Source organism: Undibacterium sp. RuRC25W (assembly GCF_049339825.1).
Classification (GTDB): domain Bacteria; phylum Pseudomonadota; class Gammaproteobacteria; order Burkholderiales; family Burkholderiaceae_D; genus Undibacterium.
Genome location: NZ_JBMPPD010000005.1, coordinates 92,929 through 118,002 on the forward strand (window position 1 = coordinate 92,929; position 25,074 = coordinate 118,002).

General features: G+C 47.5%; 22 protein-coding genes and 1 tRNA gene. 17 read left to right on the plus strand and 6 right to left on the minus strand.

Annotated features, from left to right (window positions below):
* Positions 1–194: 194 nt before the first annotated feature.
* Both ACO0KV_RS04370 and ACO0KV_RS04375 read left to right on the plus strand, forming a co-directional pair.
* Complete coding sequence (locus ACO0KV_RS04370; protein WP_423040269.1) at positions 195–1,271, plus strand: phosphotransferase family protein; 1,077 nt, start codon at positions 195–197, stop codon at positions 1,269–1,271.
* Positions 1,272–1,383: 112 nt separating this feature from the next.
* On the plus strand, positions 1,384–2,643 hold the full coding sequence (locus ACO0KV_RS04375; protein ID WP_423040271.1) for an acyl-CoA dehydrogenase family protein: 1,260 nt from the start codon (positions 1,384–1,386) through the stop codon (positions 2,641–2,643).
* 96 nt (positions 2,644–2,739) lie between these two features.
* Here the strand turns inward: ACO0KV_RS04375 and ACO0KV_RS04380 are convergent, their stop codons facing one another.
* Entirely contained in the window at positions 2,740–3,597 is an 858-nt protein-coding gene (locus tag ACO0KV_RS04380) for a DMT family transporter (RefSeq protein ID WP_423040273.1), read from the minus strand.
* A gap of 172 nt (positions 3,598–3,769) precedes the next feature.
* Between ACO0KV_RS04380 and ACO0KV_RS04385 the strand changes: the two genes are divergently transcribed.
* From ACO0KV_RS04385 to ACO0KV_RS04415, 7 genes are all read left to right on the plus strand, one after another.
* The gene (locus ACO0KV_RS04385) at positions 3,770–4,462 is read left to right on the plus strand and encodes a glutathione binding-like protein (RefSeq protein ID WP_423040275.1); all 693 of its coding nucleotides are present in this window, start codon (positions 3,770–3,772) and stop codon (positions 4,460–4,462) included.
* 135 nt (positions 4,463–4,597) lie between these two features.
* Complete coding sequence (locus ACO0KV_RS04390; protein ID WP_423040277.1) at positions 4,598–5,824, plus strand: DUF2863 family protein; 1,227 nt, start codon at positions 4,598–4,600, stop codon at positions 5,822–5,824.
* Positions 5,825–6,115: 291 nt separating this feature from the next.
* Positions 6,116–7,306 (plus strand): acyl-CoA dehydrogenase family protein, encoded by a 1,191-nt coding sequence (locus ACO0KV_RS04395; RefSeq protein WP_423040279.1) that lies wholly within the window; start codon positions 6,116–6,118, stop codon positions 7,304–7,306.
* Positions 7,307–7,316: 10 nt separating this feature from the next.
* The gene (locus ACO0KV_RS04400; RefSeq protein WP_423040281.1) at positions 7,317–8,456 is read left to right on the plus strand and encodes an acyl-CoA dehydrogenase family protein; all 1,140 of its coding nucleotides are present in this window, start codon (positions 7,317–7,319) and stop codon (positions 8,454–8,456) included.
* 65 nt (positions 8,457–8,521) lie between these two features.
* A complete protein-coding gene (locus ACO0KV_RS04405; RefSeq protein ID WP_423040283.1) occupies positions 8,522–8,986 on the plus strand; it encodes a MaoC family dehydratase in 465 nt (154 codons plus the stop codon).
* A 9-nt stretch (positions 8,987–8,995) separates the two neighbouring features.
* On the plus strand, positions 8,996–9,448 hold the full coding sequence (locus tag ACO0KV_RS04410) for a MaoC family dehydratase (protein ID WP_423040285.1): 453 nt from the start codon (positions 8,996–8,998) through the stop codon (positions 9,446–9,448).
* A gap of 333 nt (positions 9,449–9,781) precedes the next feature.
* Positions 9,782–11,080 (plus strand): MFS transporter, encoded by a 1,299-nt coding sequence (locus ACO0KV_RS04415; protein ID WP_423040287.1) that lies wholly within the window; start codon positions 9,782–9,784, stop codon positions 11,078–11,080.
* Positions 11,081–11,174: 94 nt separating this feature from the next.
* Here the strand turns inward: ACO0KV_RS04415 and ACO0KV_RS04420 are convergent, their stop codons facing one another.
* Entirely contained in the window at positions 11,175–11,639 is a 465-nt protein-coding gene (locus ACO0KV_RS04420) for a CYTH domain-containing protein (protein WP_423040289.1), read from the minus strand.
* A gap of 173 nt (positions 11,640–11,812) precedes the next feature.
* The gene (locus ACO0KV_RS04425) at positions 11,813–12,940 is read right to left on the minus strand and encodes a M14 family metallopeptidase (protein ID WP_423040291.1); all 1,128 of its coding nucleotides are present in this window, start codon (positions 12,938–12,940) and stop codon (positions 11,813–11,815) included.
* Positions 12,941–13,277: 337 nt separating this feature from the next.
* Between ACO0KV_RS04425 and ACO0KV_RS04430 the strand changes: the two genes are divergently transcribed.
* A tRNA-Pro gene (locus ACO0KV_RS04430) sits at positions 13,278–13,354 on the plus strand.
* Between the two features lie 262 nt (positions 13,355–13,616).
* On the opposite strand, the gene ACO0KV_RS04435 is transcribed toward ACO0KV_RS04430, so the two are convergent.
* The gene (locus ACO0KV_RS04435) at positions 13,617–14,336 is read right to left on the minus strand and encodes an IS6 family transposase (protein WP_423040293.1); all 720 of its coding nucleotides are present in this window, start codon (positions 14,334–14,336) and stop codon (positions 13,617–13,619) included.
* A gap of 314 nt (positions 14,337–14,650) precedes the next feature.
* Between ACO0KV_RS04435 and arsA the strand changes: the two genes are divergently transcribed.
* Together arsA and ACO0KV_RS04445 are read left to right on the plus strand one after the other, a co-directional pair.
* Positions 14,651–16,420, plus strand: coding sequence for an arsenical pump-driving ATPase (gene arsA / locus ACO0KV_RS04440; RefSeq protein ID WP_423040295.1), 1,770 nt, complete (start codon positions 14,651–14,653; stop codon positions 16,418–16,420).
* A 34-nt stretch (positions 16,421–16,454) separates the two neighbouring features.
* The gene (locus tag ACO0KV_RS04445) at positions 16,455–17,606 is read left to right on the plus strand and encodes a hypothetical protein (protein WP_423040297.1); all 1,152 of its coding nucleotides are present in this window, start codon (positions 16,455–16,457) and stop codon (positions 17,604–17,606) included.
* A gap of 95 nt (positions 17,607–17,701) precedes the next feature.
* Here ACO0KV_RS04445 and arsH read toward each other — a convergent pair whose 3' ends face one another.
* Positions 17,702–18,457: an arsenical resistance protein ArsH gene (gene arsH, locus ACO0KV_RS04450; protein ID WP_423040301.1), complete on the minus strand. Its 756-nt coding sequence runs from the start codon at positions 18,455–18,457 to the stop codon at positions 17,702–17,704.
* A gap of 545 nt (positions 18,458–19,002) precedes the next feature.
* Here arsH and ACO0KV_RS04455 point away from each other — a divergent pair.
* The 3 genes from ACO0KV_RS04455 (at position 19,003) to ACO0KV_RS04465 (ending at position 21,661) form a co-directional block, all read left to right on the plus strand.
* Positions 19,003–19,590, plus strand: coding sequence for a DUF4399 domain-containing protein (locus ACO0KV_RS04455; RefSeq protein WP_423040303.1), 588 nt, complete (start codon positions 19,003–19,005; stop codon positions 19,588–19,590).
* Between the two features lie 445 nt (positions 19,591–20,035).
* A complete protein-coding gene (locus ACO0KV_RS04460; RefSeq protein WP_423040305.1) occupies positions 20,036–21,232 on the plus strand; it encodes a hypothetical protein in 1,197 nt (398 codons plus the stop codon).
* A gap of 15 nt (positions 21,233–21,247) precedes the next feature.
* Positions 21,248–21,661, plus strand: a complete 414-nt coding sequence (locus ACO0KV_RS04465; RefSeq protein WP_423040307.1) for a hypothetical protein — start codon at positions 21,248–21,250, stop codon at positions 21,659–21,661.
* A 277-nt stretch (positions 21,662–21,938) separates the two neighbouring features.
* Here the strand turns inward: ACO0KV_RS04465 and fabR are convergent, their stop codons facing one another.
* On the minus strand, positions 21,939–22,592 hold the full coding sequence (fabR, locus tag ACO0KV_RS04470) for an HTH-type transcriptional repressor FabR (protein ID WP_423040309.1): 654 nt from the start codon (positions 22,590–22,592) through the stop codon (positions 21,939–21,941).
* Positions 22,593–22,748: 156 nt separating this feature from the next.
* On the opposite strand from fabR, the gene ACO0KV_RS04475 reads away from it, so the two are divergent.
* Both ACO0KV_RS04475 and ACO0KV_RS04480 read left to right on the plus strand, forming a co-directional pair.
* A complete protein-coding gene (locus ACO0KV_RS04475; protein WP_423040311.1) occupies positions 22,749–23,822 on the plus strand; it encodes a ferredoxin reductase in 1,074 nt (357 codons plus the stop codon).
* Between the two features lie 18 nt (positions 23,823–23,840).
* Positions 23,841–25,022, plus strand: coding sequence for a fatty acid desaturase family protein (locus tag ACO0KV_RS04480; RefSeq protein ID WP_423040313.1), 1,182 nt, complete (start codon positions 23,841–23,843; stop codon positions 25,020–25,022).
* Positions 25,023–25,074 lie beyond the last annotated feature (52 nt).

Below are 25,074 nucleotides of genomic sequence, written 5' to 3' on the forward strand. Positions count from 1 at the left end.
ACCAAGATGTAATCCTTTCATTAATGAAGAAAATGGCTACCCGATGATGTCCGGTAGCCATTTTTTCATCTATAACCCCAATCAAATAAAATAGTACGGACGTTCGATTATATGAGTTAAAATAGTTCAAATGCCCTCACCTCTGGCACTGAGGGTACTATCACACACCATACGCAAAAAGCGAGGAGACATCGATGTTTGAAGAATTTATGGGGACCATGCCGGTTGCAGAACGTCAGAAATTTGATCTTGGCACGCTGGCCGATTATATGCGACAGCATGTCGAAGGTTTTGAAGCGGCCATGGTCGACAAACTGGTGGTGACGCAGTTTAAAGGCGGTCAATCTAATCCAACATTCAAACTCAGTGCTGGAGACCAGCATTACGTGATGCGTGCTAAACCAGGTCCGGTCGCTAAACTATTGCAATCCGCCCACGCGATCGAACGCGAATTCAAGGTCATGGATGCGTTAAATAAAGCGGGCTTTCCTGCAGCAAAGCAGTACGCTTTATGTGCCAATGAAGATGTCATCGGTCGCGCTTTTTACATCATGGAATTCGTCGATGGCCGTGTTTTATGGGATCAGTCGTTACCCGGAATGACGCCAAGTGAACGTGCTGACATTTATGATGAAATGAATCGCGTTATCGCTCAGTTACACACGATTGACTACGCTGCGATCGGTTTGGCAGATTATGGCAAACCGGGTAATTATTTTGCTCGGCAGATTGATCGCTGGACGAAGCAGTATCGCGCTTCCGAGACTGAAAAAATTGAAGCGATGGATAATCTGATTGCATGGTTGCCACACCATATTCCGGAGGGTGACGATACAAGCATTGTTCATGGTGATTACCGCCTTGATAATATGATGTTTCACCCAACTGAGCCGCGTATTCTGGCGGTTTTGGACTGGGAATTATCGACGCTGGGGCATCCGCTAGCTGATTTTTCTTATCATTGCATGAGCTGGCATGTCACCCCGGGGCAATTCCGCGGCATTAAGGGCATTGACTACAAAGCCTTAGGGATCCCGAGCGAAGAAGAGTATATCGCTAAGTATTGTCAACGCACTGGCAAAACGATTCGCCCTGAAGATTTCAATTTTTACTTGGCATATAACATGTTCCGTATGGCTGGTATTTTGCAAGGAATCATGAAGCGCTACGTTGATGGCACAGCCTCAAGTGCGCAAGCAAAAAAATCAGGCGAAGCAGCCAGACCGATGGCGGAACTTGGTTGGAGTTACGTCAACAAAACAATGCGCTAACGCTTAGGACTTTACGCATTTTAAAAGAATATTTCTATTGCTAGTCGCTGTTTTATTTTCATCGTTTTTCAAAAAAGATCATTAAAGATCTGAACACCTTACCGGAGACAATATGGAATTCGAATACTCAGAACGCTGCAAGGCTTTACAGGCAAAATTATTACGCTTTATGGATGAGCATATTTATCCAAATGAAAAAGCCTACAAAGAAGAAATTGACCGTAACGGTACCGATAAAGGAAACCGTTGGCTGGCGACACAGATTATTGAAGATCTGAAACCTAAAGCGCGTGAACAAGGTTTGTGGAATCTTTTTTTACCAAAATCAGTGCGCGCACCAGAGGGCTTATCTAATCTTGATTACGCCCCCTTATGCGAAATCATGGGGCGCGTTAGTTGGGCGCCAGAAGTGTTTAATTGCTCTGCGCCTGACACAGGCAACATGGAGACGATAGAGCGTTACGGTGCCGAAGAACACAAGAAACAATGGCTGGAGCCGTTATTGCGCGGTGAAATCCGCTCTGCGTTTGCGATGACAGAACCAGGTGTCGCCTCCTCTGACGCCACCAATATTGAAACCAGAATTGACCGCGATGGTGATCATTATGTGATTAACGGGCATAAATGGTGGATTTCTGGCGCGGGTGATCCACGTTGCGCCGTCTATATCCTGATGGGTAAAACGGATTTCAATGCAGCCCGTCATTCGCAACAGTCGATGATATTGGTCGATGCGAAAACGCCTGGCATCACCATTAAACGTCCCCTGCCCGTCTTTGGTTATGACGATGCGCCGCATGGCCATTGCGAAATCTTGTTTGAAAATGTGCGTGTCCCAGCTAGCAATATTTTACTCGGTGAAGGTCGCGGGTTTGAAATTGCTCAAGGTCGTCTCGGGCCTGGCCGCATCCATCACTGCATGCGTGCTATCGGTGTTGCAGAACGCGCGTTGGAATTAATGTGCAAACGCCTCAACAGTCGGACTGCGTTTGGTAAGAAAATTTCTGAACAAAGTATCTGGCGCGAGCGTATTGCCGAATCACGGATTCAGATCGATACCGCCCGTTTGTTGACACTCAAAGCGGCGTACATGATGGATACCGTCGGCAACAAACATGCACAAGCCGAAATCGCCATGATCAAAGTGCTGGCACCAAATGTAACCCAGCAGGTGTTGGATTGGGCAATTCAGGCACATGGCGCGGGTGGTGTTTCTGGCGACTTCCCGCTGGCAGCACAATGGGCAGGCAATCGCACGTTGCGTTTGGCTGACGGTCCGGATGAAGTGCATCGTAACGCAATCGCTAAATTAGAGCTGGCTAAACATATCAGTCTGAACGAAGATTTAGGCTTGCCTATTACGCGTTCTTAACTCGTCGTTTCTGATCTTTACGTTGCATATGTAATGACAACTTAAAAAAAACGGTGATGTTTCACCGTTTTTTTATTTTAGCTAGATGATTAGTTATTAATTCAGCAGATCTGACGCATGTTGTGAGCCGAGATAACCAGCAAACGTTGTAGTCAGCAAGACGATCGCTGCACCAGCGATGTTTTGCATAGACACATGCTCTCCCAGAACAACATAAGCCAACACCATCCCATAGACTGGCTCCAATGCTGCAGTGACACTAACCAAGCTTGCAGAGAGCTGCTTGAGACTAAAGGCAAACAAGCTGTGCGATAGCGCAGTGAAAACGATGCCTAGGGTAGCAAGCAGGAGCCAAGTCAATAAACTGACGCTGGCCAGTTCTTGTTGATACAAAACCAAAGGCGTTAATAATAGACAGGCGGCACTGTTTTGCACAAAAGCGATCTGCATCGAAGAAGCCCTTCGGGATTGACCACGATTACTTAAAGTCAGCAACGCAAAGGACAATCCAGAAAGCGCCCCCATTGCTATCGCTCTCAAAGAGCCATCTTGCCAGGTCGCATCACTGACCATCACGATCAGACCGACAACAACCAGAAATGCAATCAGAAGATCCCTCCGCTGGCGTCTTTGCTTGAAAAACCACGGTTCTAAAATCGCGACAAAAACAGGAAAGGTCGCAAACCCCATCAAGCCAAATGCCACAGACGCATAGGTAAGCGAGGCAAAAAAAGTCAGCCAATGAACAGCCAACAATCCGCCACTAAGCAACAATTCCAGCCAGTTATCCGACAATCTGAGATCCTTCCAGTGTACGAAGGGGAGTAGGCTCAGTGCAGCAAAAAAAGTGCGCCCAAATACAAGGCTGAGGGACGTCAATGCAATATATTTTCCAAATACACCCGCGGCACCAAATAGCAGTACCGCAAGATGCAAGGCGACAAAAGAACGCAAACGTGATGACACCATAATTGATAAAAAATTGTCGTGACAGGCCTATGGTAACTTGAGTAGCTTGAAAAGCGACAAGAAAATGATTTTAAGATTTAAGGAAACCCTGCAAAATTGTTGAAATCTCTGCATAATGAGATTTCGTATTTTTATTCACCTTTTGAAGAGGACCGTAATGATCGACGTCTATTCCTGGCCTACCCCAAATGGTCACAAAGTACACATTATGCTCGAAGAATGTGGTCTGGATTATCGTGCGATTCCGATTGATATCGGTGCTGGTGATCAGTTCACCTCAGAATTTTTATCGATTTCACCTAATAATAAGATTCCGGCGATCGTTGATTCCGATGGTCCAGACGGCAAACCTATCTCCTTGTTCGAGTCTGGCGCAATTTTGATCTATCTCGCTGGTAAAACAGGCTTATTTCTCGGCAATTCAGATCGTGAAAAATTCAATACCTTGCAGTGGCTTATGTTCCAAATGGGGGGCGTGGGACCAATGCTCGGTCAGGCACATCATTTCCGTATTTACGCACCGACCAAGATTGACTATGCCGTTGATCGCTATACCAATGAGGCAAAACGTCTTTATGGTGTGATTGACCGCCAACTTGCCAAAACTCCCTATCTGGCCGGTGATGAATATACGATTGCCGATATCGCGACCTTTCCATGGACCCGCTCATTTGCGAACCAAGGCATTGACTGGGCAGACTTCCCTAATGCTAAACGCTGGTTTGACGAAATCAGTTCCCGCCCTGCAGTGGAGCGCGGTGTGAAAGTGTTAGCTGATTTGCGCAAACCACTCACTGATGACAAAGCAAAAGACATTCTGTTTGGGAGCAGTCAATATCAAAAAAGATAAAGTACAGACCGCGCCCAGACGTCGCTCGGTCTCGGTGAGGCATGCTGCTGAAGCGATTAACCTCACCTTTTAGGTATCAAAGCATCGGACAATTGTTCGTTTTTTATCGTTCATCAACACTTGACAGAGAACTTTATGCGCCGACCTCTCAAACGTAATCGATTAAAGCTGGCGGCAGAAAGTCAACGACTGGTTAATCTCTCGCTGGCCGTCGCACAATCCGCAAGTCGTGTTGAAGACTTGTCTTGGCAAGACAAGTTAGATGTCTATGTTTCAAAAAACCTCAAGCAACATCACCAGGAGATCTTGGATGCTGCTGCTGAGAACCTGTTTGCTGCGCATCCCAATGGCTACGAGGTACTGGTCGAAACACTGGAAACCATTAGCACTTGTGCGACCTTTGAGATTCAAGGGAAACAATTTTGCGCACTCCTGATTGCGGCACCAATCCTTGCGTGGACGCGCTTTGAAATCGCCTCAGGTGCTATTCCTGCTGAAACTTTATCGACTCTCACCGAGCACGCAGTAACTAGCTTGCTGGCGAATGATACGCAATTGCGGTTGCTACCAAGTTTATATTCTATCGATCAGCTCCCGCGCAACCATAGCGAGACGTTTGCATTGCTGGAGCGCCAGGCATTGGCATTATTAAAAAATGGACCACCTCCAGTTGAGGCAGAGCGTGCGCAAACGGTGCCTTTTCTTGCCGATATTCGTTATCTACTCGGTGTAGTCACTGTTCCAATCAATGCGCCACTATTTCAATGGCAGATTCTGGACGCACCCTATGATTGTTCCAAGGCGAAAAATGCAGCGCTTGAAGAATGGCAACGCCAGGCCGAGCCCTTACTTAAACATCTTCTGCCTGGTTGCGGTATTGATTTATTGCTACCCGAGGCGTATTACACCGCCTGCCGCGAAGCAGATATAAGAATTCGGCCCGCATCTATCCGTTCGGCGGTTTTTTATCTGACCCAAAGTCTGGGTAAGGAAGCAGCCGACATTGAGGTTGTCATCGCGGCATGTGGAGTGCAAGAAACACCAGGACAAATCGATGAATTCCGGATCAGCTTCTGCTTACTTGACGCGCCTGAAGTTATCTACGGGGTAGTTTGGCCACTTTATCAGGCAGAAGATCAGATTGCGGCACTCGGTGTCGATGAAAACGGCAAAATGAATGGTGATATCACTGAAATTTTGTTGGAATGTGGTATCACGAGCATCACACCATTAGAAGAAATCTTCGCGATGGAGTTCTGTGATGACTGTGGCACACCGCTATTTGCCGACCGTGAGGCGGAATTGGTTCATGCTGAAATGCCAGAGGATGTGTTAAGTCCTGGTACAGCGCATTTTCATTAGATTTTCAATCAGTTGAAATGGATTGAAATAGGTTGAAATAGGTTGAAATTCAAAACAAAGTCTCGTGATGACCCATTAACAGTCCTCACGAGACTTTTTTATGAACTGTGTGCATCGCCAATGAAGATGAATCTCCCCAAATTGAAAATTCGTTGTACAATAGTTCTGAACGGTCGTGCTTTTTTAGTTTTGCTCTTGTGAGAAACCAAAAAAATAAGCAGGAATGGCTTCATCGCCTAGCTATGTTTCTCTCAAGTTGCCAACCAACAGGCGTATATTTCAGGAGACAATATGGATTTGAACTACACAGCGGAAGACTTAACATTCCGCGATCACGTACGTAATTATCTGGAGACCCACCTGCCCGCTGATCTGCAGCACAAGGTGCGTAACCATAAGAGAATGTCTCGCGAAGATTTTGTTCGCTGGCACAAAATTCTTGCCAAACAAGGTTGGGTTGCCACTGGCTGGCCAACCACCTATGGCGGTACAGGCTGGACCCCGACCCAAAGACATATTTTCGAAGAAGAATGCGCTCGCGCGGGCACACCGCCGATCTTGCCATTTGGCGTCAACATGGTCGCCCCTGTCATTATGGCTTTCGGTAATCAGGCGCAAAAAGACTACTACTTGCCGCGTATTCTTAGCTGCGAAGACTGGTGGTGCCAAGGTTACTCTGAACCAGGCTCAGGCTCAGATTTGGCATCACTCAAAACACGTGCTGAACGTCAGGGTGACTTTTACATCGTTAACGGCCAAAAAACCTGGACGACGCTCGCCCAGCACGCAGATATGATTTTCTGTCTGGTGCGTACAGATCCGGCTGCGCGTAAGCAAGAAGGCATCTCATTTTTGCTCATTGACATGAAAACGCCGGGCATCACAGTACGTCCGATTATCATGCTTGATGAAGACCATGAAGTGAATGAAGTCTTCTTCGATAATGTGAAGGTGCCAGTTCAGAACCTGATTGGTGAAGAGAATAAAGGCTGGACGTACGCCAAGTATCTCTTGGGTCACGAGCGTACTAACATTGCGGCGGTTGGCCGTGCCAAGCGCGAATTATTATTTTTAAAACGCATCGCTGGCGAGCATCAAAAAAATGGTAAGCCAATGATTGACGACACGATCTTTGCGCATAAAGTCGCTAGCTTAGAAATTGAATTGATGGCATTGGAAATCACTGTGTTACGCGTGATCTCGCAGGATAGTGGTCGACCAGGTCCTGAAGCTTCCTTACTCAAAATCAAAGGCACTGAAATCCAACAACGCTTAACCGAGCTGATGTTGGAAGCCGTTGGACCTTACGGTTTGCCGTTTGATCCTGATTTCCTTGAAGGTGAAACAGAACATAGTCTCGTGAGTGACGATGACGCAGCTGCGTTGGCGTCGTATTACTTCAACTACCGTAAAACATCTATTTACGGTGGTTCAAATGAGATTCAAAAAAATATCATTACCCAAATGATTTTAGGACTGTGAGGAAAAGGCAATGGACTTCAATTTAACGCAAGAACAACAACAATTCGCTGAAGCTATTCGCCGTTGGGCTGAAAAAGATTATGGCTTCGAGCAGCGCAAACATATTATTTCTTCAGCCGAAGGCGTTTCAAAAAAAGCGTGGTCTGAATTAGCTGAACTCGGCGCTACTGCCCTACCGATTCCAGAAGATCAAGGTGGTTTTAATGGCTCTGCCGTAGACATGATGGTCGTTATGCAGGAATTGGGGCGTAGTCTGGTCATTGAGCCCTATTTCGCGACGATGGTTGCAGCGGAGTGTTTAAAACAATCTAAAGCACACTTCGATGTCCTTGAGCAAGTTGCTGCCGGCGAAAAACAATTAGCCGTTGCTTTGGACGAAAAACAGTCCCGCTACGATTTGTTCGATATCACCACGACAGCCACAGCCAATCAGGATGGTTTTGTCATCAACGGAACGAAGACCGTCGTACTCCATGGTGCACAGGCAGATATGTTGATCGTTTCAGCGCGGTCGAGTGGTAATCAACGTGATAAATCTGGGATTCATTTATTTCTGGTTGATGCAAAAAGCGCCGGTGTCCATAGGACTGATTATCGTACGATTGATGGTTATAGGGCTGCTGATATCCGTTTTGACAAGGTACAAGTTGCACCGATTAATCTCTTGGGCGACGAAAATAAGGGCTGGGATCTCCTTGATGCGACGGGCGACTATGGCGTTTCACTTCTTTGCTCAGAAGCGATCGGGCTGATGGAGGCTATTAATGCTGCCACCCTCGATTATTTGAAAACACGCCAACAATTTGGTGTGCCGATTGGTAAGTTCCAGGTTCTTCAGCATCGCATGGCTGACATGTTTATGGAAATGGAACAGGCACGTTCGATGGCGACGCTTGCTGCAGTAAAAGTATCTTCCCCGAATACAGAAGAAAGAAGACGTACTTTATCTGCCGCTAAAGCACGTATCGGACAAGCTGCACGCTATATCGGTCAGCAAGCAGTTCAATTACATGGTGGCATGGGTGTTACAAATGAGCTTCCCGTTGCGCACATGTTTAAACGTCTGACAACCATCGAGTTGTCATTTGGTGACACTGATCACCATTTGGCGCGATTTGTCGCACAACCAGACTTTAAAGTCAGCGCTTAAGTTACTTATTTCTATCCCGGCCAAATGTTCAATTTTCCGGGATTTTTTTTTGATTGGACGTCGTTATGACAGAAAAAAAATTTACGTGGTACTTCGAAGATTTTGTTCCTGGTCAGGTCATCCAGCTAGGACAGCGCACCGTCACTGAAGAAGAAATCATTACGTTTGCCACCCAGTTTGATCCACAATCGTTTCATATCGATAAAGAAGCAGCCAAAAATTCAATCTTTGGCAACGTCATCGCCAGCGGATGGCATACATGCAGCATGATTATGCGTATGGTTGTTGACGGTTTTTTAGCGGATTCTTCGAGCATGGGTTCACCGGGCTTGGATGAAGTGCGATGGCTTCTGCCCGTCAGACCAGGCGATACTCTGACGGTGACAGCGGAAACAACCGGCAGCAAACCTTCGACGTCTAAACCAGATCGCGGTGTGATCAACACGCTCTGGAAGGCAGTCAACCAACATGGTCAAGTCGTGTGTACCATTCATGGTATGGGCATGTTTGGTCGTCGCCCACAAGCTTAAGGAATGATGATGCGTGAAATTCATAGCCTGCAAGAACTCAAAGATCTCATTGGTCAGCATGTTGCCTCCTCTGACTGGATTGAAATCAGCCAAGAGCGCGTCAACATGTTTGCTGAAGCGACGGGAGACCATCAATGGATCCATATTGATGTCGAACGTGCGCGTAAAGAGTCGCCATTTGGTGCGCCGATCGCTCATGGTTTTTTGACATTATCATTGCTGCCTGCATTGATGCAAAAAGCAATGCACCTGACCTACGTCAAAATGGGGGTGAACTATGGCCTCAACAAGGTCAGATTCCCCTCCCCCGTACTCGTCGGCAGCCGCCTGAGAGCGCACATGAAACTCTTAAGCGTTGAAGATATCAAGGATGGTGCGCAAATGACCTGGGAAGTGACTATTGAACGTGAAGGCGCCGAAAAACCAGTTTGTGTCGCTGAGTCTGTCTCTCGCTGCTATTGATTGGCTGAAATTGAACTGACACATGAGCATCACATCATGGCATAGCGAAATCTACAAGATCGCTATGCCTTTTTTTTATGGAAGTGCCTACCCTCTCCCTCGGTTAAACCGTTTGTTTAGTAAGTCAGCCCATTTTTTTGCACAGCAACTTGTGATATTGCGTTATGAGTTGATACATTCAGATGCACAGGAATCTATATACTTTGGCAACGCTAGTGTCATGGTGTTATTTTATCACCGACCTCTTGCGATAGTAGCGACAATAAAGAGTGTTCAATACCGCGTTTCAATCGGCGCTGACCATTGACTGCTCCGTTTTCATCATCATTAACAATGACAACTATGACGATCTCCTCAGCTCAACCCAGCTCCAAATTAGCCACTGTATTGCGGGTCACCAGTGGCAATTTCATGGAGATGTTTGATTTTTTTCTGTTCGGCTTCTATGCCACGTATATTTCTAAAGCATTTTTTCCTGCTGGTGATGAGTTTGCATCTCTGATGCTGACTTTTATGACTTTCGGCGCTGGATTTCTGATGCGTCCCTTGGGCGCGATTTTTTTAGGTGCTTATGTTGACAGGGTTGGACGTCGTCAGGGGTTGATCGTGACGCTGGCACTCATGGCACTAGGGACTGTCCTGATTGCTTGCGTACCGGGATTTAGTACCATCGGTTATCTGGCGCCATTCCTAGTGTTGGTGGGTCGTTTGCTTCAAGGTTTTTCAGCTGGTGTAGAACTGGGTGGCGTCTCAGTGTATCTGGCTGAAATGGCGACACCTGGTCGCAAAGGATTTTATGTCAGTTGGCAATCTGCCAGTCAGCAAGTAGCGATTATCTTTGCTGCGGCGATTGGTTATGCACTCAATAAAATATTGCCGACAGAAGAAGTGGCTCAATGGGGTTGGCGTATTCCGTTTTTTATTGGCTGTACGATTGTTCCGGTACTCTTTGTGATTCGTCGCTCTCTGCAAGAGACTGAAGAGTTTATGCAAAGAAAACACCGTCCCGATGCGCGTGAAATTTTTCAATCAATGCTCAAAAACTGGGGCCTAGTGATCTGCGGCATGTTGTTGGTATCGATGACGACCGTGTCGTTTTATCTTATCACCGTCTATACACCAACCTTCGGTAAAAGCGTTTTGAAGTTATCTACTACCGATAGCCTTATCGTTACGCTGTGCATTGGTGTCTCCAACTTTTTCTGGCTTCCAGTGATGGGCAGTTTGTCTGATAAGATCGGTCGTAAGCCACTGTTACTTGCATTTACTACCTTGACGATATTAACTGCTTACCCTGTCGTGAGCTGGCTGACTGGTAGCCCTTCATTCGAAAGAATGCTCATCGCTGAACTGTGGCTTTCCTTCTTGTATGCCAGTTACAACGGCGCCATGGTCGTTGCGCTGACAGAAGTGATGCCGGTGGAAGTACGGACAGCTGGGTTCTCGTTAGCCTATAGTCTTGCGACTGCCATTTTTGGTGGATTCACCCCAGCGATCGCTACCTGGTTGATTGAGGTGACTAATGACAAGGCGGCACCTGGTTTGTGGATGTCATTTGCGGCAATCTGCGGTCTGATTGCTACCTTAATTTTGTACCGCAAAGCGGCCAATCGTGGTGTCAGCGCGGTTTAATTAGCTCAATGAGACGCTGAAATAGAACACGAGATCTGCTTTCTTCATGAAAGGCAGATCTCGTTGCAATTAACCCCGCAGTAACTTGATGAATTCACCAATCCTTAAATGGATGCGTCAATAAATTCGCATTGGCGTAGCGTCGGTCGTGACTGACGTCTTCCCCTAGCCAGTGAGGATGGTTAAACTCAACGTCATCCGAAGGCAATTCAATTTCGGCCACCACCAAACCAGCATTTGCCCCTAAAAAAGCATCAATTTCCCAGGTCAAGCCATCCATTGGCAGCCGGTAGCGGTATTTTTCTATCAACGGTTGTTGGCAAACGGTATCCAATAATTCTTGCGCTTCGCTCAGTGGAATCGGGTAATTCCACTCCCCACAAGTAATCCCAATCGATAGCCCTTTAATCGTTAAGGTAGCTGCGTCACCTTCAATCCGGACGCGCACAATACGTCCTGGTGTTGAGCTAATATACCCCTGCTTTAAATAGCTACCGATTGCGTCGACTTTCCAGTCATTATTGACGACTAAAAACTTCCGTTCAATCTCAATGCCCATTGCTTTTTCCTTTATTGTTTTTTGTTGTGCAAGTATCCGATAGTCGCCATCAAGTTTCAATCATGTGGACCGCTTCAGGCATAAATAAAAAGGGTGCTGACATCATCAGCACCCTCAAAATTGAAAGCTTCAGATCGCAGAATACCCCCCCGATCTCTCGTTGCAAGCGGATGTTATTTAGAAATTAACGATGTCAACATCGGTTGCAACATCGCTTCTCCTAATTTTGCACTGCGCGCTCCATTCCAGCCGACTTCTGCATCTGGCAAATTATCATTGTCTTTAAATGGCAATTCCAGCGTCAGTGAAACACATTTAAACGTATGCCCGATGTATTTGGAGGCCAATTTTAAGACATCTTCATTGTATTTCGATGCGGCATAACCAATTTCAGTCTGGAAATCTGGGCTGGCAGCACAGAAACTGTCGACAAAACTCTGCTGTTCACGTGCTTGTTGCTCCGTAAACCCAGCCAGCATTTCGCTGCCCGCAACAAAGACATATGGCAATGCTTCATCACCATGGATATCCAAGAAAAGATCACAACCAGTTTCGTGAATTTTATTTTTTACATGGAACACTTCAGGGCTGGTTTCCAGGGAAGGTGTCATCCACTCGCGGTTCAGATTGGCGCCAGCAGCATTTGTTCTTAAATTGCCGCGGTAGGAACCATCCGGATTCATGTTTGGGACAACATATAAAACGGCATTGTCTAAAATACGGCGCGCAATTGGATTAGATGGATCAAGTAACGCATCCAACAAACCTTCGACCAACCACTCGGCCATGGTTTCTCCGGGATGTTGACGAGCGATAATCCAGACTTTCTTTTCAGCATCGGGATCGCCAACAACTACCATGTTCAAGTCCCGACCATCGACGGTATTACCCAGATCGACCACACGCGCCAGCGGCGAATGCTCGACACTGCCCAGCAATGCCAGATGACGTTCCCAGCTGTATGGCTCAAAATAGGCGTAGTACACGCTATCGCATTCCGGCGTATGACGAATTGTCATCACGTCACCATCAAATTCCGTCTCAACGCGGAACCAAGTTTCTCTGTCATAGCTTGCGACAGCGCGATAGTTTTCCCATCCTTTGGCATACGTGGCTTTACCCGCATTCAAAATGCGCATTACCGCCTGCTCACCACGCGCACCTTGCAACCGAAAATGAAACCACTGCCAGATATCTGCGTGGGAATCCTTACGCAGATTTAGTTCAATTTCCCCCGCCCGCTCTGCTTTAACAACATCGATGGCGCCAGCATCAAAATTTTGGCTGATTTTAATTATCATAGTATCTAATGTTTTTTCAGAGAACATACAAAATTTTTCTATAATGACGCGACGGCATCGCCTAACGACCGACACAAACGCGCTGTTCTGAAAACAGAAAAAAGTATTGTACAAGCCCAGTTTTATTCTTACCGCAACCACAATTGGCCCCTATTAGCCTCCATTGCGCATCACGACCTTGAATCTGTATTTTCACCGCTTTTGATGAAATATGAAAATATTTTAGTCACGTTTTTAAAAATATAATATGGTATTTTTTCATAAATGACATCTAACTGAATGTTCAAACCAGAGGCATGGTAAAAATAGCTTTAATGCACTATAATATTTCGCTCGTCGGGGCGTAGCGCAGCCTGGTAGCGTACATGCATGGGGTGCATGGGGTCGTGTGTTCGAATCACACCGTCCCGACCAATAAAATCAAAGACTTAGGCCAATCAGCAGATTGGCCTTTTTGCTTCTTAGGGGATTTACCCCAACATTTACCCCTACAGTTTTCTTTACTAGAATTTACCCCTCAACGTACGTTAGGTAGCCTCTTGTCGTTCAAACGAGCGAGTGAATGTTTTGTGCGAGATACCGTTTGAATCATTTCCCTTGAAGATCGCGATGGGCTTTTTTGGGTTGTGTCGCAATAAGGTAGAACGGACAAAAAATGCGGCGAGGGTTCGGAAAATTAAAAAGCTAAACTATAAAACTGTTCAGTTTTGGACAAAGGCTGACCTTTGGAGGCAGGTATCATTTGCCCTTTGTGAATCATATGCATGGTTTCAATACCCGCAATGATAGCCTGTGCACAATGAAAATTTTTGAACCCCATCATGGGACCGGTTATTCGCTTGATAGCCCGATGGTCTTGCTCGACCATGTTATTCAGATATTTGCTCTGGCGCATCTGAATGTCAGCGCCGGTGTCAGCGATGATACTGAGGATGGCTGCGGTATTGGCGCCGCTTTTATCAATCGTGATTGAATCAGGTAAATCGTGTTGTCCAATAGCACGCTCAAAGAAGCGACGCGCAGCAGCCAGATCGCGTTTGGCAGTGAGCAGAAAATCGATGGTTTGTCCTTCACGGTCAACGGCTCGGTACAAATATTTCCATTGACCCTTCACCTTGATATACGTCTCATCCATGCGCCAACTCCGACCTACGGAACGCTTACGTGAACGAAATATCTTGGCCAGCACAGGCAACATCTTCACAGCCCAGCGATGTACCGTGGCGTGATCAACGACAACGCCGCGTTCTTGCATTATTTCTTCAATGTGACGAAAACTCAACGGGTATGCCACGTACCATCGCACACAAAGCATCATGACTTCCAACGGATAATGCAGTCGTTTAAGAACCTTGCAGAGGGTATTTTTGATGAGGCTTTTGCGAAAATCGTCCATACCAAACTTTACCAGATCCGCTTATTGCGACACAACCGACGCGTCGGCTATGATATGGACCTTTGTGGCAAAGCTATTCTTTTGAGCGTCTTCTTTGTGTTGAGACTTACCTTTCACGTCATATCTTCACATTACAGTTGCCTGTCCAATTTGCTCAATGTGATCGACTAATTTTTGTTCTCCCTCAATAAAGTGGGAAAAACGACAATACTCTCGCTCAGTAAGCATAGGATATAGAGAGGCGTCAACGTCTTTAAATAGAAGGGGCACGATTGCGCCAGTCAGCACCAATGTATAAGCAACCAAGGATAGATATGCACTTCCTCAATCAGTCTCCACGTTTTATGTTCTTTACTGGCAAAGGTGGTGTCGGCAAAACGTCCATAGCGTGCGCAACGGCAATTTATTTGGCAGCGCAAAATAAACGTGTTCTATTAGTAAGTACAGACCCCGCATCCAACGTAGGACAAGTCTTCGGCGTCAACATCGGTAATACAATCACTGCAATTCCAGCGGTATCTCGGCTGTTTGCACTGGAAATCGACCCGCAGGCCGCGGCGCAAGTCTATCGAGACAGAATCGTTGGGCCGGTACGTGGAGTGCTGCCGGATACTGTTGTCAAAAGCATTGAAGAACAGTTGTCGGGCGCGTGTACGACGGAGATAGCCGCATTTGATGAGTTCACTGGGCTGCTGACCAATGACGCCCTCAAAAAAGAATACGACCATATCATTTTTGATACTGCGCCAACGGGTCATACGATACGGTTACTAAAGCTACCTGGTGCATGGAGCAGCTTTTTAGAAGAAGGAAAAGGTGATGCCTCTTGCTTGGGACCGTTGGCAGGACTAGAAAAACAACGCAGTCAGTATTTAGCTGCCGTTGAAGCATTAGCCGACCCACTCCACACGCGTTTAATTTTGGTGGCACGGCCTCAAGAATCAACCTTGCGTGAAGTGGCCCGCACGCATGATGAATTAGCGACGATCGGACTGACTCAGCAATATCTTGTGATTAATGGTGTCTTACCCCAAAGTGCCACTGGAACTGATCCGTTAGCACAAGCGATCTACGCGCGCGAACAGCAAGCGCTCGCTGATATTCCAGCCAAATTGCGCTCTTTGCCTTGCGACTACATTTTGCTCAAAGCGTTTAATTTATTTGGCTTAGACGCGTTAAAACATTTATTTATTGAATCGCCACTATCAGCAATATCTTCCTCTGAAAGCGCTATCGACCTTCACGCACCAAGTCTTTCTCAACTGGTTGATGACATCGCTGCCGACGAGCACGGCTTAGTAATGCTCATGGGTAAAGGTGGTGTCGGTAAAACGACATTAGCGGCAGCTATTGCCGTTGAATTGGCTCATCGTGGATTATCGGTACATCTCACCACCTCCGATCCCGCCGCACATCTTTCTGAGACTCTGAATGGAACGCTAGACAATCTCACGATAAGCCGCATTGATCCCCCGACAGCAACTGAACTTTACCGGAAACACATCATGCAAACCAAGGGAGCAAAATTGGATGCCCAAGGTAAAGCATTGCTAGAAGAAGATTTACGCTCTCCATGTACAGAAGAAATCGCTGTATTCCAAGCGTTTTCCAAAGTAATCAGAGAAGCCGGTAAAAAATTTGTTGTCATGGATACGGCTCCGACTGGACATACTTTGCTATTGCTTGACGCTACTGGAGCATATCATCGAGAAATTGCGCGTCAAATGGAAGACAAAGGCATGCATTTCCTCACGCCAATGATGCAATTACAAGACCCCAAACAGACCAAGGTTCTGATAGTGACACTAGCGGAAACCACGCCGGTACTGGAGGCGGCCAACCTGCAAGCGGATCTTCGTCGCGCTGGAATCGAACCATGGGCATGGGTGATTAATAATAGTATTGCCGCAGCACAACCTGCATCGCCATTTCTGTTACGCCGCGCAGAAAATGAGGTCAAAGAAATTACCGCAGTGACCCAAGTTTATGCAAGCCGCTACGCGATCGTGGCATTGCAGACGGAAGAACCAGTTGGCGTTGATCGTCTAATGAAACTCGCAGAGCATGTTTGTAATCACTTATAATCTTCTGACATTAAAAAATACTCAAGGGGATAAAGTGCAAAACGAAGCTAACAACGAAAAATCGCAAGAACAAGGTGGTTCGGCTGGTGTACGCGGCGGCCATCCAGGGAGCGACACCGCGGTCATCGCGGATGTTGCTCCTCCCCCTGCCGTCGAGATCAATGGTATTGTCAGAAAACTGGCCAAGACGGCGCAACGGCCCAAGCCGCTCGCCCGACCAGAGTTGAAGATTGTAACGCCCGGAAAAGAACTTCCGGTGCCACCATCTGCAATGAGCTTACGTGCAAAATGCCCACCTGTTCTCGATCAAGATCCGATTGAATCATGCGCTGCCTTTGCCTTTACGAGCGCATTACGCTTTCTTCATCTACGCGATGGTTTGGATGAGCCTTTGTCGCCACTATTCTGTTATTACGCAACGCGCGTCCTTACAGAAGGCGAACAAACCAGCGATGATTCAGGGTGCAAGGCGGATGCCGTTGTCGAGGCACTCGAAAAATTTGGCGCGTGCGTCGAGAGTGCTTGGCCATACGATACGAGCAAGTTTTCGATCACTCCGCCCACAACCGCATTCGACGACGCCGCAACTCGGAAGCTGACCAAGGCTTACCGCGTAACGACACTCAGGGCAATGAAGGTGTCGATTGCCGATGGTTATCCCGTACCCGTTGCTTTTCCCGTTGCGCGATCCGTGGGCTATGGCGACGACGCTGTTCTTTCGCCTACATGGCGCACTGGCCGTTTCCCGATACCGACCTCCGCACCTGGTGATGCAACTGCAGGTTCGTCAGGTGGTTCAGCTGGTTCTAGCGGTGGCACAGGGGGAGCAGCCGGACGAGAGGCTGGCTCCGGTGGAGGTGCTGTTGGTGCATCGGGCGTTGCGGCTGGTTATGCCGGTGGCCCGGTAAACGACAGCTTCCGTTTTGCGCCGCAATCACCTGTTTCGGATCCTGCAGATGGTTATCACTTCGTGCTGGCGATTGGCTATGATGACGCGACCGGTTTAGTGGAGATCGAAAATTCCTGGGGTAACACGTTCGGCGATCAGGGCTACGGTTACCTGCCTTATGCGTTCTTCGGGCCGACGCAAGATACGCTTATTTCTGATAAAAGCGTACTTGCCGAAGACCCGTGGACACTGCGCCATCAAGCAGACGAAGTACACCACACAGTAACTGTGAAGTAAAAAATTCAAGTCGCGTCACTATTTATCTAAAACGGAGACCGAATTCGAACAAGCTCTTTTTAGGTCAGGATGCTGACTGATCGGGGAGCTTGTGTTTATATTGATCGTTGATTTACTCGCTTTGATAAGGCTTCTGCCGTTTCCTTACGTTCACTGTAACGATCAACCAGATATGGTGAAACATCCCGGGTCAGCAGCGTAAATTTCATCAACTCTTCCATGACATCGACTACCCGATCATAGTAAGCAGAAGGCTTCATCCGCCCAGCATCATCAAATTCCAAAAAGGCTTTTGGTACTGATGATTGATTGGGAATGGTGATCATGCGCATCCACCGACCCAAGATGCGCAATTGGTTGACGGCATTAAACGATTGCGAGCCGCCCGAAACTTCCATGACTGCCAGTGTTTTACCTTGTGTTGGACGCACAGCACCGACCGATAGAGGAATCCAATCGATTTGTGCCTTCATAATGCCCGTCATTGCGCCATGACGTTCAGGCGAACACCACACCATGCCTTCTGCCCACAAGGCCAACTCGCGCAACTCTTTGACTTTTGGATGGTCTTCTGGGGCGCCATCAGGGAGCGGTAAATCTTGTGGATGAAAGATTTTTACCTCACCACCCATTGCCGTTAATAAACGACCAGCTTCGATTGTCAACAGCTTGCTGTACGAACGTTCGCGTAGTGAGCCATACAGCAATAAAAATCGTGGTGCATGTGTCGACACCGTTGCAGATATTAGTTGTGTCGTGTCAGGTACTTGAAATAAATCGGCCTGAAGATTCGGTAAGTCAGTGAGATTGTGTGGCACGGTTGCCCTCGCTCTTGATAACTTTTTCGCCATCCTCTCTGGATAACTCTCCAAGTTGTGGCAACGGTAACATCGTATAAAAGATCGTCATTTCCATTTTTTAGCCTTCAATTATTGTAATGTTTCAGCATTTTCGGGATAACCGAATGCAATAAATGACAGGTTCGCTAATCATGCCACACGCTATTGTAACGCCAGCAAAGGCTGTGCTGATTTGAATAACGATCTACGGCAATGTTTCTGATGGAAGCAATTTCTTTAGCTATATCTCAGAAAGCGGAACCTGACTTCCTGTAGGTTGATCGACATTTCATCATAGTGACACCGTAAAGGACAAACTTTTAACGGGAAATAATCGTGACACGGCAGAATTTAAGACTGAAACAGTTAACGAGGTCACTGAGCATGAGCGGGGTGTTGACGATGAATCGGCGTGCCCTGCTAAAAACCGAATAAAAGCGCACAATAGAGGTACCCACCGCCTTTAAACACGCCGCGCGCTTTAAAAAATGCCGCTACGCTGATGACATAGGAAAAAATCCTACAGTCCAATTGATCAATCGAGGATGCCACATTGATTGATTAATATTCAAATTGCTAACTTAAAAAATGAGAGAAATTACATGCTTGAATTAAAGAAGATTTCAATGAAAGACTATGTTGCTCTGGCCATGTTGTTTGGCACTGGTTTGCTAGTGAATCCAGTTTTTTCTGGCGAGACCAACTCAAACAGTACCGGAGTCGATACCGAGACGATTATTAGTAGTACTGGTGCGATTGATCGCACTCGACCTTTTCCGATCGGAGATCAACGTGAATATTTCACCAATATCAAGGACGGCGATAAGGTCAAGTCGCCTTTCCGGGTTTCATTTTCAGTGTCTGGAATTGGGGTTTCTCCGGTAGCAGCAGGCAAGATTTCCGGTACAGGTCACCATCATATTTTGATTGATATGCCCTTCCCTTTAGACATCAAAGCCCCTATTCCTTTTGATCGTTCTGATGAATTTTTGCATCAACATTACAAGCATTTTGGGAAAGGTGAAACCGAAGCGGTTTTGAATCTACCCATCGGGAAGCATACCTTGCAGTTGCTATTTGCAGATGAAAAGCATATTCCTTATTACATACGAAGCAATATGGTCAACATCGAAGTGATTAAGTAAGTGCTCGATAAATAAGTCCTAGAAAACGGCTTGCCACAAAAAACCCTCATGTGAGCGCACTGTATGCGTAGATCAAACGCGATATCCAGAACGTTTGGTGGTGACGGCAATGCTGTGGCGATGCTGCTGTGATGGGCAATATTGGGTGACCTTTTTTTCTGTTCGATTGGACAATTTTCAGCCAAATGAATGTCTTTTTTTAGCGACGAAATTGTAAGTAAACGTGAAATTTGTTGCCGCATTCGGCGTATGATCTATTTGCACAAGGCAAGTTAAACGAGCTTTAAAATTGTCATTTTTTAGAGGGAGATAATCCAAAAAGCTGAAAGTAAACGAAGCAGTTAATACTATATCCAAAGGTATTTTTTAGAGTTTCTGTACTGAAATTAGTTCTTATAAGAAATAACTCAAGCAGTTAAACTATATCAACTTTCAAGGAGATAGCATGACAATAAAACCTTATATAGCGTTGCTGGCAATGTCTGCCGCTGTTTCGACTGCATGGGCCGATGACGACTCGCGCTTTACGATTAGCGGTTTTGGTACTGCAGCATTAACCGCAACGAATACTTCTGACGCAGAATTTGCTCGCCCGAATCAGGCCGCAGGCGTAACAACGAGCCCAAGAACAGGCCCTGATTCTAATTTTGGTATTCAGCTTACTGCTAAGGCGACCGATTGGTTGTCGTTTACAGGTCAAGGCTTGGTACGTAAAAATGTCACTGATAATTTTGGCGCTGAATTGGCATGGGCATTCGCTAAAGCAAAGGTATCAGATAACTTAAGCTTTCGTGTTGGACGAGTGGGTTTGCCGGTTTATATGATTTCCGATTATCGGAACGTCGGTTACGCAAACACAATGATACGTCCTCCTGTTGAGATGTACACGCAGGTGCCTATGGAAAGTCTTGATGGTGCTGACGTTGTTTATCAAAATTCATTTGGTGAAACCTCGATTACTGCACAATTTGCATACGGAAAAACAGATAGTGATAACTATGCTGGTTTTACCGCCAAGTTACGCAATATGAGTAGCATCAATTTGGTCGCTGAAAATGGACCTTTTACGTTCCGTTTTGGACGCGTAGATGCGAAATTGACTATCGATGATTATTCGGGTCTGAACACGATTGTCGGTGCATTGACCAAATATGGTTTTTCTTCAATAGCAAACAACATGGTCGTCAATGATACCAAAGCGTCGTTCACGTCCGTTGGCTTGGGTGTGGATTGGAAAAATATCGTTGTACAAGCTGAGTATGGCAAACGTAAAACTGCCAGCATCGCTGTACCAGATACCACCTCCTGGTACACCATGGTTGGATATCGTATTGGACAATTTTTGCCCTACGTGAACCATGCTTCTGCAACGCAAGATAGCGCCAGAACTGTCGCCGGATTGCCAACTACGGGGCCTTTGCAAGTATTGGCCATTGGCGCCAATAGCGTCGCGTCCGCAGCCCCGTTGCAAACTAGCAATAGTATCGGTGTACGCTGGGATTTTAATAAATCCGCTGCTTTGAAAGTGCAAATTGATCGTATGTCTCCTGGCGCTGGCTCAAATGGTACATTTATCAATGTAAAACCAGGATTTACAGGACCGGTAACAGTGTATGCGGCCGGAATCGATTTTGTATTCTGATGAGAGGAAAAGACGATGAAAAATTTAATTAAAAAAATCACTTTTGCCCTCGGATTGAGTTCTTTTGCAATCGCAGTGAATGCAGCTGAACTTGTCGTCATTGTGAATCCAACAAATCCAGCGACGTCAATGACGTCGGCACAAGCTTCGCAGTTTTTTTTAGGCAAATCACCGATGTTTACGCCGGTAGATCAAGCTGAGAGTTCGCCTCTGCGTGCTGAGTTTTACAAAAAAATATGTGACAAAGATCCGTCAGAAGTGAAAGCTATTTGGTCTAAATTAGTTTTTACGGGTAAAGCTAGCGCACCCAAGGAATATCATTCAAATGCGGAAGTGAAGAAAGCGATTGCAGCTAATCCAACTGGTATCGGTTATATAGAAGTGTCAGCGGTAGATTCTTCAGTGAAGGTAATTACTGCCTTGCATTGACGAGTAACCATAAAAAATAAGAGTGGAGATTAGAAGGTGCAATTCAAATTGCACCTTTTTTATGTCAGTGTCACATACCGCTATCTGTCAACGCATCAGATTTTCTGCTCTCCATTCAACAGCAGAATGTCATTAGTGCAGTCTTTTGAGAGCTTGAGTCATGTTTCTCAGGCCTCCTCATGTAATCACGTGCCGCTTCAACCCTGTCATTAATTCGCATCGGTAGTTGGCAATGCCCCAAACTGGATTGAACTATTTTTTGCGACAGCAGGCCTGTTTAATGGGCGCCCTTTTCCTGCCAATTGCCAGCACCTAGTAGGATCACGTGGAGCTGCTGCACGAAGTTTTCCTCCATTTCACCCTCAAGAAGTGGCTGGCCAGGCGGCAAGTCAAGGATGTCAGTGGCAGCAGCCAACATGGTCATAACGATCAGGCCACATACCATTTGCAGCCGCGGTGTGGGTAGATCATGGTAGTGTCCCAGCGCACGCATGTCTTGTGCCATTTCATTAGTGAAGTGGGTCACATCAGTACGAATCGCCAGACGCAGAATGCGGCTACCGCCGGCGCGCTCAGTAGCTATAAACTGGAACTGCAGCCGATTCGCCTTGACGTAATCCAGATAAACGCGCACCGACCGGCGCAGCATAGAACCGCGCGACACGTCAATTTGTCGAGCTTCTCGCAATAGGCGTCGCAGTGTGATGCCAGTTTCAACCACAAGCTCCAACCCTAGTTCGTCTGTATTGCGAAAGTGGCGATAGAAAGCATTCGGCACCACACCTGCCTGCCGTGCAATTTCGCGTAACCCAAGGCTAGTGAAGCTGCGACCTTCGCCAACGAGCGTCAGTGCTGCTTGCAGTAAAGCATTTCGTGTACCGGTCTTGCGTTCGATACGCACCGCGACTTCTTCTGATTCGTGCTCGCTCATGGTTTCCTTGTGTACATATGTACCGCTATTTTACACGCTGAACTCATGTAAATATTCTCACATTGTGAGGCATTTACCAATTTTGCCAACATGCCGGACTTGACTTAATGTGTACAAGTGTACACAATTGCAGTAATTCCTATTATTTGCTATACCATGACCATTCGAGCATCCTTGGCGCGCTTTGCTGATATGTTTGCCTACCCGCTGCGCCACTCACACTATGTAGAGTTGGTCAACCCGCTCTGGACCACACATGCATTGATGGCGCGTGTGGTGGAGGTGCGTGCGGAAACCGCGGACAGTTGCAGCCTGACCCTGCGTCCGGGTACTGGCTGGCGGAGCCACCGACCAGGCCAATTCGTGCGTTTGGGCGTGGTTATAGGTGGTCAGCGCCACACTCGTACGTATTCCATTTCCTCTGCACCCGACCGTGAAGATGGCTGCATTACTGTCACTGTGAAAGCGGTACCGGGTGGACGGGTATCCGAACGTTTAGTGCGGCAGGTACGAATCGGAGAATACCTGCCTTTGGGTGAACCACAGGGCGATTTCGTGTTGCCTGAGTCGATGCCAGTGCATCCACTGTTTATTACTGGCGGCAGCGGCATCACGCCAGTCATGAGCATGCTACGTAACTATGTTCATGAGTATGAGGTGGTGCCTGATACGGTGCACATGCATTACGCACCGCGTGAGTGTGACGTCATTTTTGGCAGCGAACTCGATACCATGGCATCCGCCCAGCGTTATTACCAGCTCTTTCGCTATTACACCCAAGATGGTGGTGCGCACTTTAGCGCCGAGCAGGTAGAAGCGGCGTGCCCCGACTGGCGGGAGCGCGAAGTATGGGTCTGTGGGCCATCCAACCTGCTGGAGGCCGTGGAGGCGCATTGGAAAAAATCCGGTTTGGAGCACAAGCTTCATGTAGAGCGGTTCCATGCACCCATAGCGAAAGGGTCCAATAGCGCCATTCCTGGCCGTGTGTTGTTTGCAAAAAGCGCCACCGAAGCGCCGTCGGATGGCGTTAACAATCTATTGCGTATCGCTGAAGATATTGGCCTCAACCCCAAACACGGCTGCCGTATGGGCATTTGTCACGGCTGCGACACCAAGTTGTTGAGCGGCTGCGTGCGCGACCTGCGCAACGGCACCCTGATCGCTGAGCCAGGGGATACCGTCCAAGTTTGTGTTTGCAGCGCAGTCGGCGACGTCGAACTGGCGCTTTAACTAATTAACGAGAATTCCATGCCTATTCCATCCCACCTCACCCCTACCGATATTGAAGCCTTTGGCGTTGAGATTGAATCAATTCGCAATGAAGTCATGGCAAGTCGCGGCGAACGTGACGCGCGCTACGTGCGTCGCCTGCTGAAAGTCCATCGTTGGCTGGAAATTGGTGGTCGGCTGGGAATCTACGCCAGCCTGGCACTGCTGCCGCAATGGGGCTATGCGCTCGCTGGTTGGGCTTTCTTTTGGCCCGTGATGGCACTGGGCATCCTAACGCTTGGCGCAGCGAAGATTCTGGAAAACATGGAGATTGGCCATAACATTCTGCACGCACAATGGGACTGGCTGCGCGACCCCGAGATCCAATCCAACAGCTGGGAGTGGGACCACGTGTGCCCATCTGATCAGTGGAAGCATGCGCATAACGTCAAGCACCACACTTGGACCAATGTGCTGGGCAAGGACGCCGACGTCGCAGGCTATGGTCTACTGCGTCTATTCTCTGGGCAGCGCTGGAAACCATTTAATCTCGGCAATCCGCTGTGGGCCTTGCTGCTGGCAGTGTTCTTCGAGTGGGGCATCGCGATCCAAGAACTGGAGCTGGGACGTGTGGTCCAAGGCCGAATGAAGTGGTCTGCATTGCGGCCCATGTGGCTGCGTACGCGTGCCAAGATCCTACGCCAGGCGCGCAAGGATTATCTCCTGTTCCCATTGCTAGCTGGGCCATTTTTCTTCTACGTGGCCGGCGCCAACGCAATAGCGAATATCGTACGTAATCTTTGGACGTATCTCATTATTTTCTGCGGCCACTTCCCAATGGACGTCCACGTATTTACGAGGGCAGAAGTAGAAAATGAAACGCGCTCACACTGGTACGTACGCCAGTTGCTCGGTTCTTGCAATATCGAGGGCGGTAAATTGTTCCATATCATGAGCGGCAATCTAAGTCATCAGATCGAGCACCACCTGTTCCCCGACATGCCAAGCAATCGCTATAGCGAAGTGGCGCCTAGGGTACGTGCATTATGCGAACAGTACCGTCTGCCGTACAACACTGGTTCGCTCACGCGACAGTTCGGCACCACACTGCTACGCATCATCCGTATGAGTTTCCCGGGTTACAGCCCGTACCTTGACGGCCCACCACCAGAACGAGCACTGTACGCTCGGATTAAGCGCGATACGGCAAACTCGGTCTGATAATGACTTTTTCGCGATGTATGGCGCAATTACTCTTAGCAAAAGATAAATA

Bases quoted from the DNA above. Each gene is read 5' to 3' on its own strand.
- ACO0KV_RS04370 (WP_423040269.1), top strand. From the start codon at position 195: ATGTTTGAAGAATTTATGGGGACCATGCCGGTTGCAGAACGTCAGAAA.
- ACO0KV_RS04375 (WP_423040271.1), top strand. From the start codon at position 1,384: ATGGAATTCGAATACTCAGAACGCTGCAAGGCTTTACAGGCAAAATTA.
- ACO0KV_RS04385 (WP_423040275.1), top strand. From the start codon at position 3,770: ATGATCGACGTCTATTCCTGGCCTACCCCAAATGGTCACAAAGTACAC.
- ACO0KV_RS04390 (WP_423040277.1), top strand. From the start codon at position 4,598: ATGCGCCGACCTCTCAAACGTAATCGATTAAAGCTGGCGGCAGAAAGT.
- ACO0KV_RS04395 (WP_423040279.1), top strand. From the start codon at position 6,116: ATGGATTTGAACTACACAGCGGAAGACTTAACATTCCGCGATCACGTA.
- ACO0KV_RS04400 (WP_423040281.1), top strand. From the start codon at position 7,317: ATGGACTTCAATTTAACGCAAGAACAACAACAATTCGCTGAAGCTATT.
- ACO0KV_RS04405 (WP_423040283.1), top strand. From the start codon at position 8,522: ATGACAGAAAAAAAATTTACGTGGTACTTCGAAGATTTTGTTCCTGGT.
- ACO0KV_RS04410 (WP_423040285.1), top strand. From the start codon at position 8,996: ATGCGTGAAATTCATAGCCTGCAAGAACTCAAAGATCTCATTGGTCAG.
- ACO0KV_RS04415 (WP_423040287.1), top strand. From the start codon at position 9,782: ATGACAACTATGACGATCTCCTCAGCTCAACCCAGCTCCAAATTAGCC.
- ACO0KV_RS04420 (WP_423040289.1), bottom strand. From the start codon at position 11,639: ATGGGCATTGAGATTGAACGGAAGTTTTTAGTCGTCAATAATGACTGG.
- ACO0KV_RS04425 (WP_423040291.1), bottom strand. From the start codon at position 12,940: ATGATAATTAAAATCAGCCAAAATTTTGATGCTGGCGCCATCGATGTT.
- ACO0KV_RS04435 (WP_423040293.1), bottom strand. From the start codon at position 14,336: ATGGACGATTTTCGCAAAAGCCTCATCAAAAATACCCTCTGCAAGGTT.
- arsA (WP_423040295.1), top strand. From the start codon at position 14,651: ATGCACTTCCTCAATCAGTCTCCACGTTTTATGTTCTTTACTGGCAAA.
- arsH (WP_423040301.1), bottom strand. From the start codon at position 18,457: ATGGCGAAAAAGTTATCAAGAGCGAGGGCAACCGTGCCACACAATCTC.
- ACO0KV_RS04460 (WP_423040305.1), top strand. From the start codon at position 20,036: ATGACAATAAAACCTTATATAGCGTTGCTGGCAATGTCTGCCGCTGTT.
- ACO0KV_RS04465 (WP_423040307.1), top strand. From the start codon at position 21,248: ATGAAAAATTTAATTAAAAAAATCACTTTTGCCCTCGGATTGAGTTCT.
- fabR (WP_423040309.1), bottom strand. From the start codon at position 22,592: ATGAGCGAGCACGAATCAGAAGAAGTCGCGGTGCGTATCGAACGCAAG.
- ACO0KV_RS04475 (WP_423040311.1), top strand. From the start codon at position 22,749: ATGACCATTCGAGCATCCTTGGCGCGCTTTGCTGATATGTTTGCCTAC.
- ACO0KV_RS04480 (WP_423040313.1), top strand. From the start codon at position 23,841: ATGCCTATTCCATCCCACCTCACCCCTACCGATATTGAAGCCTTTGGC.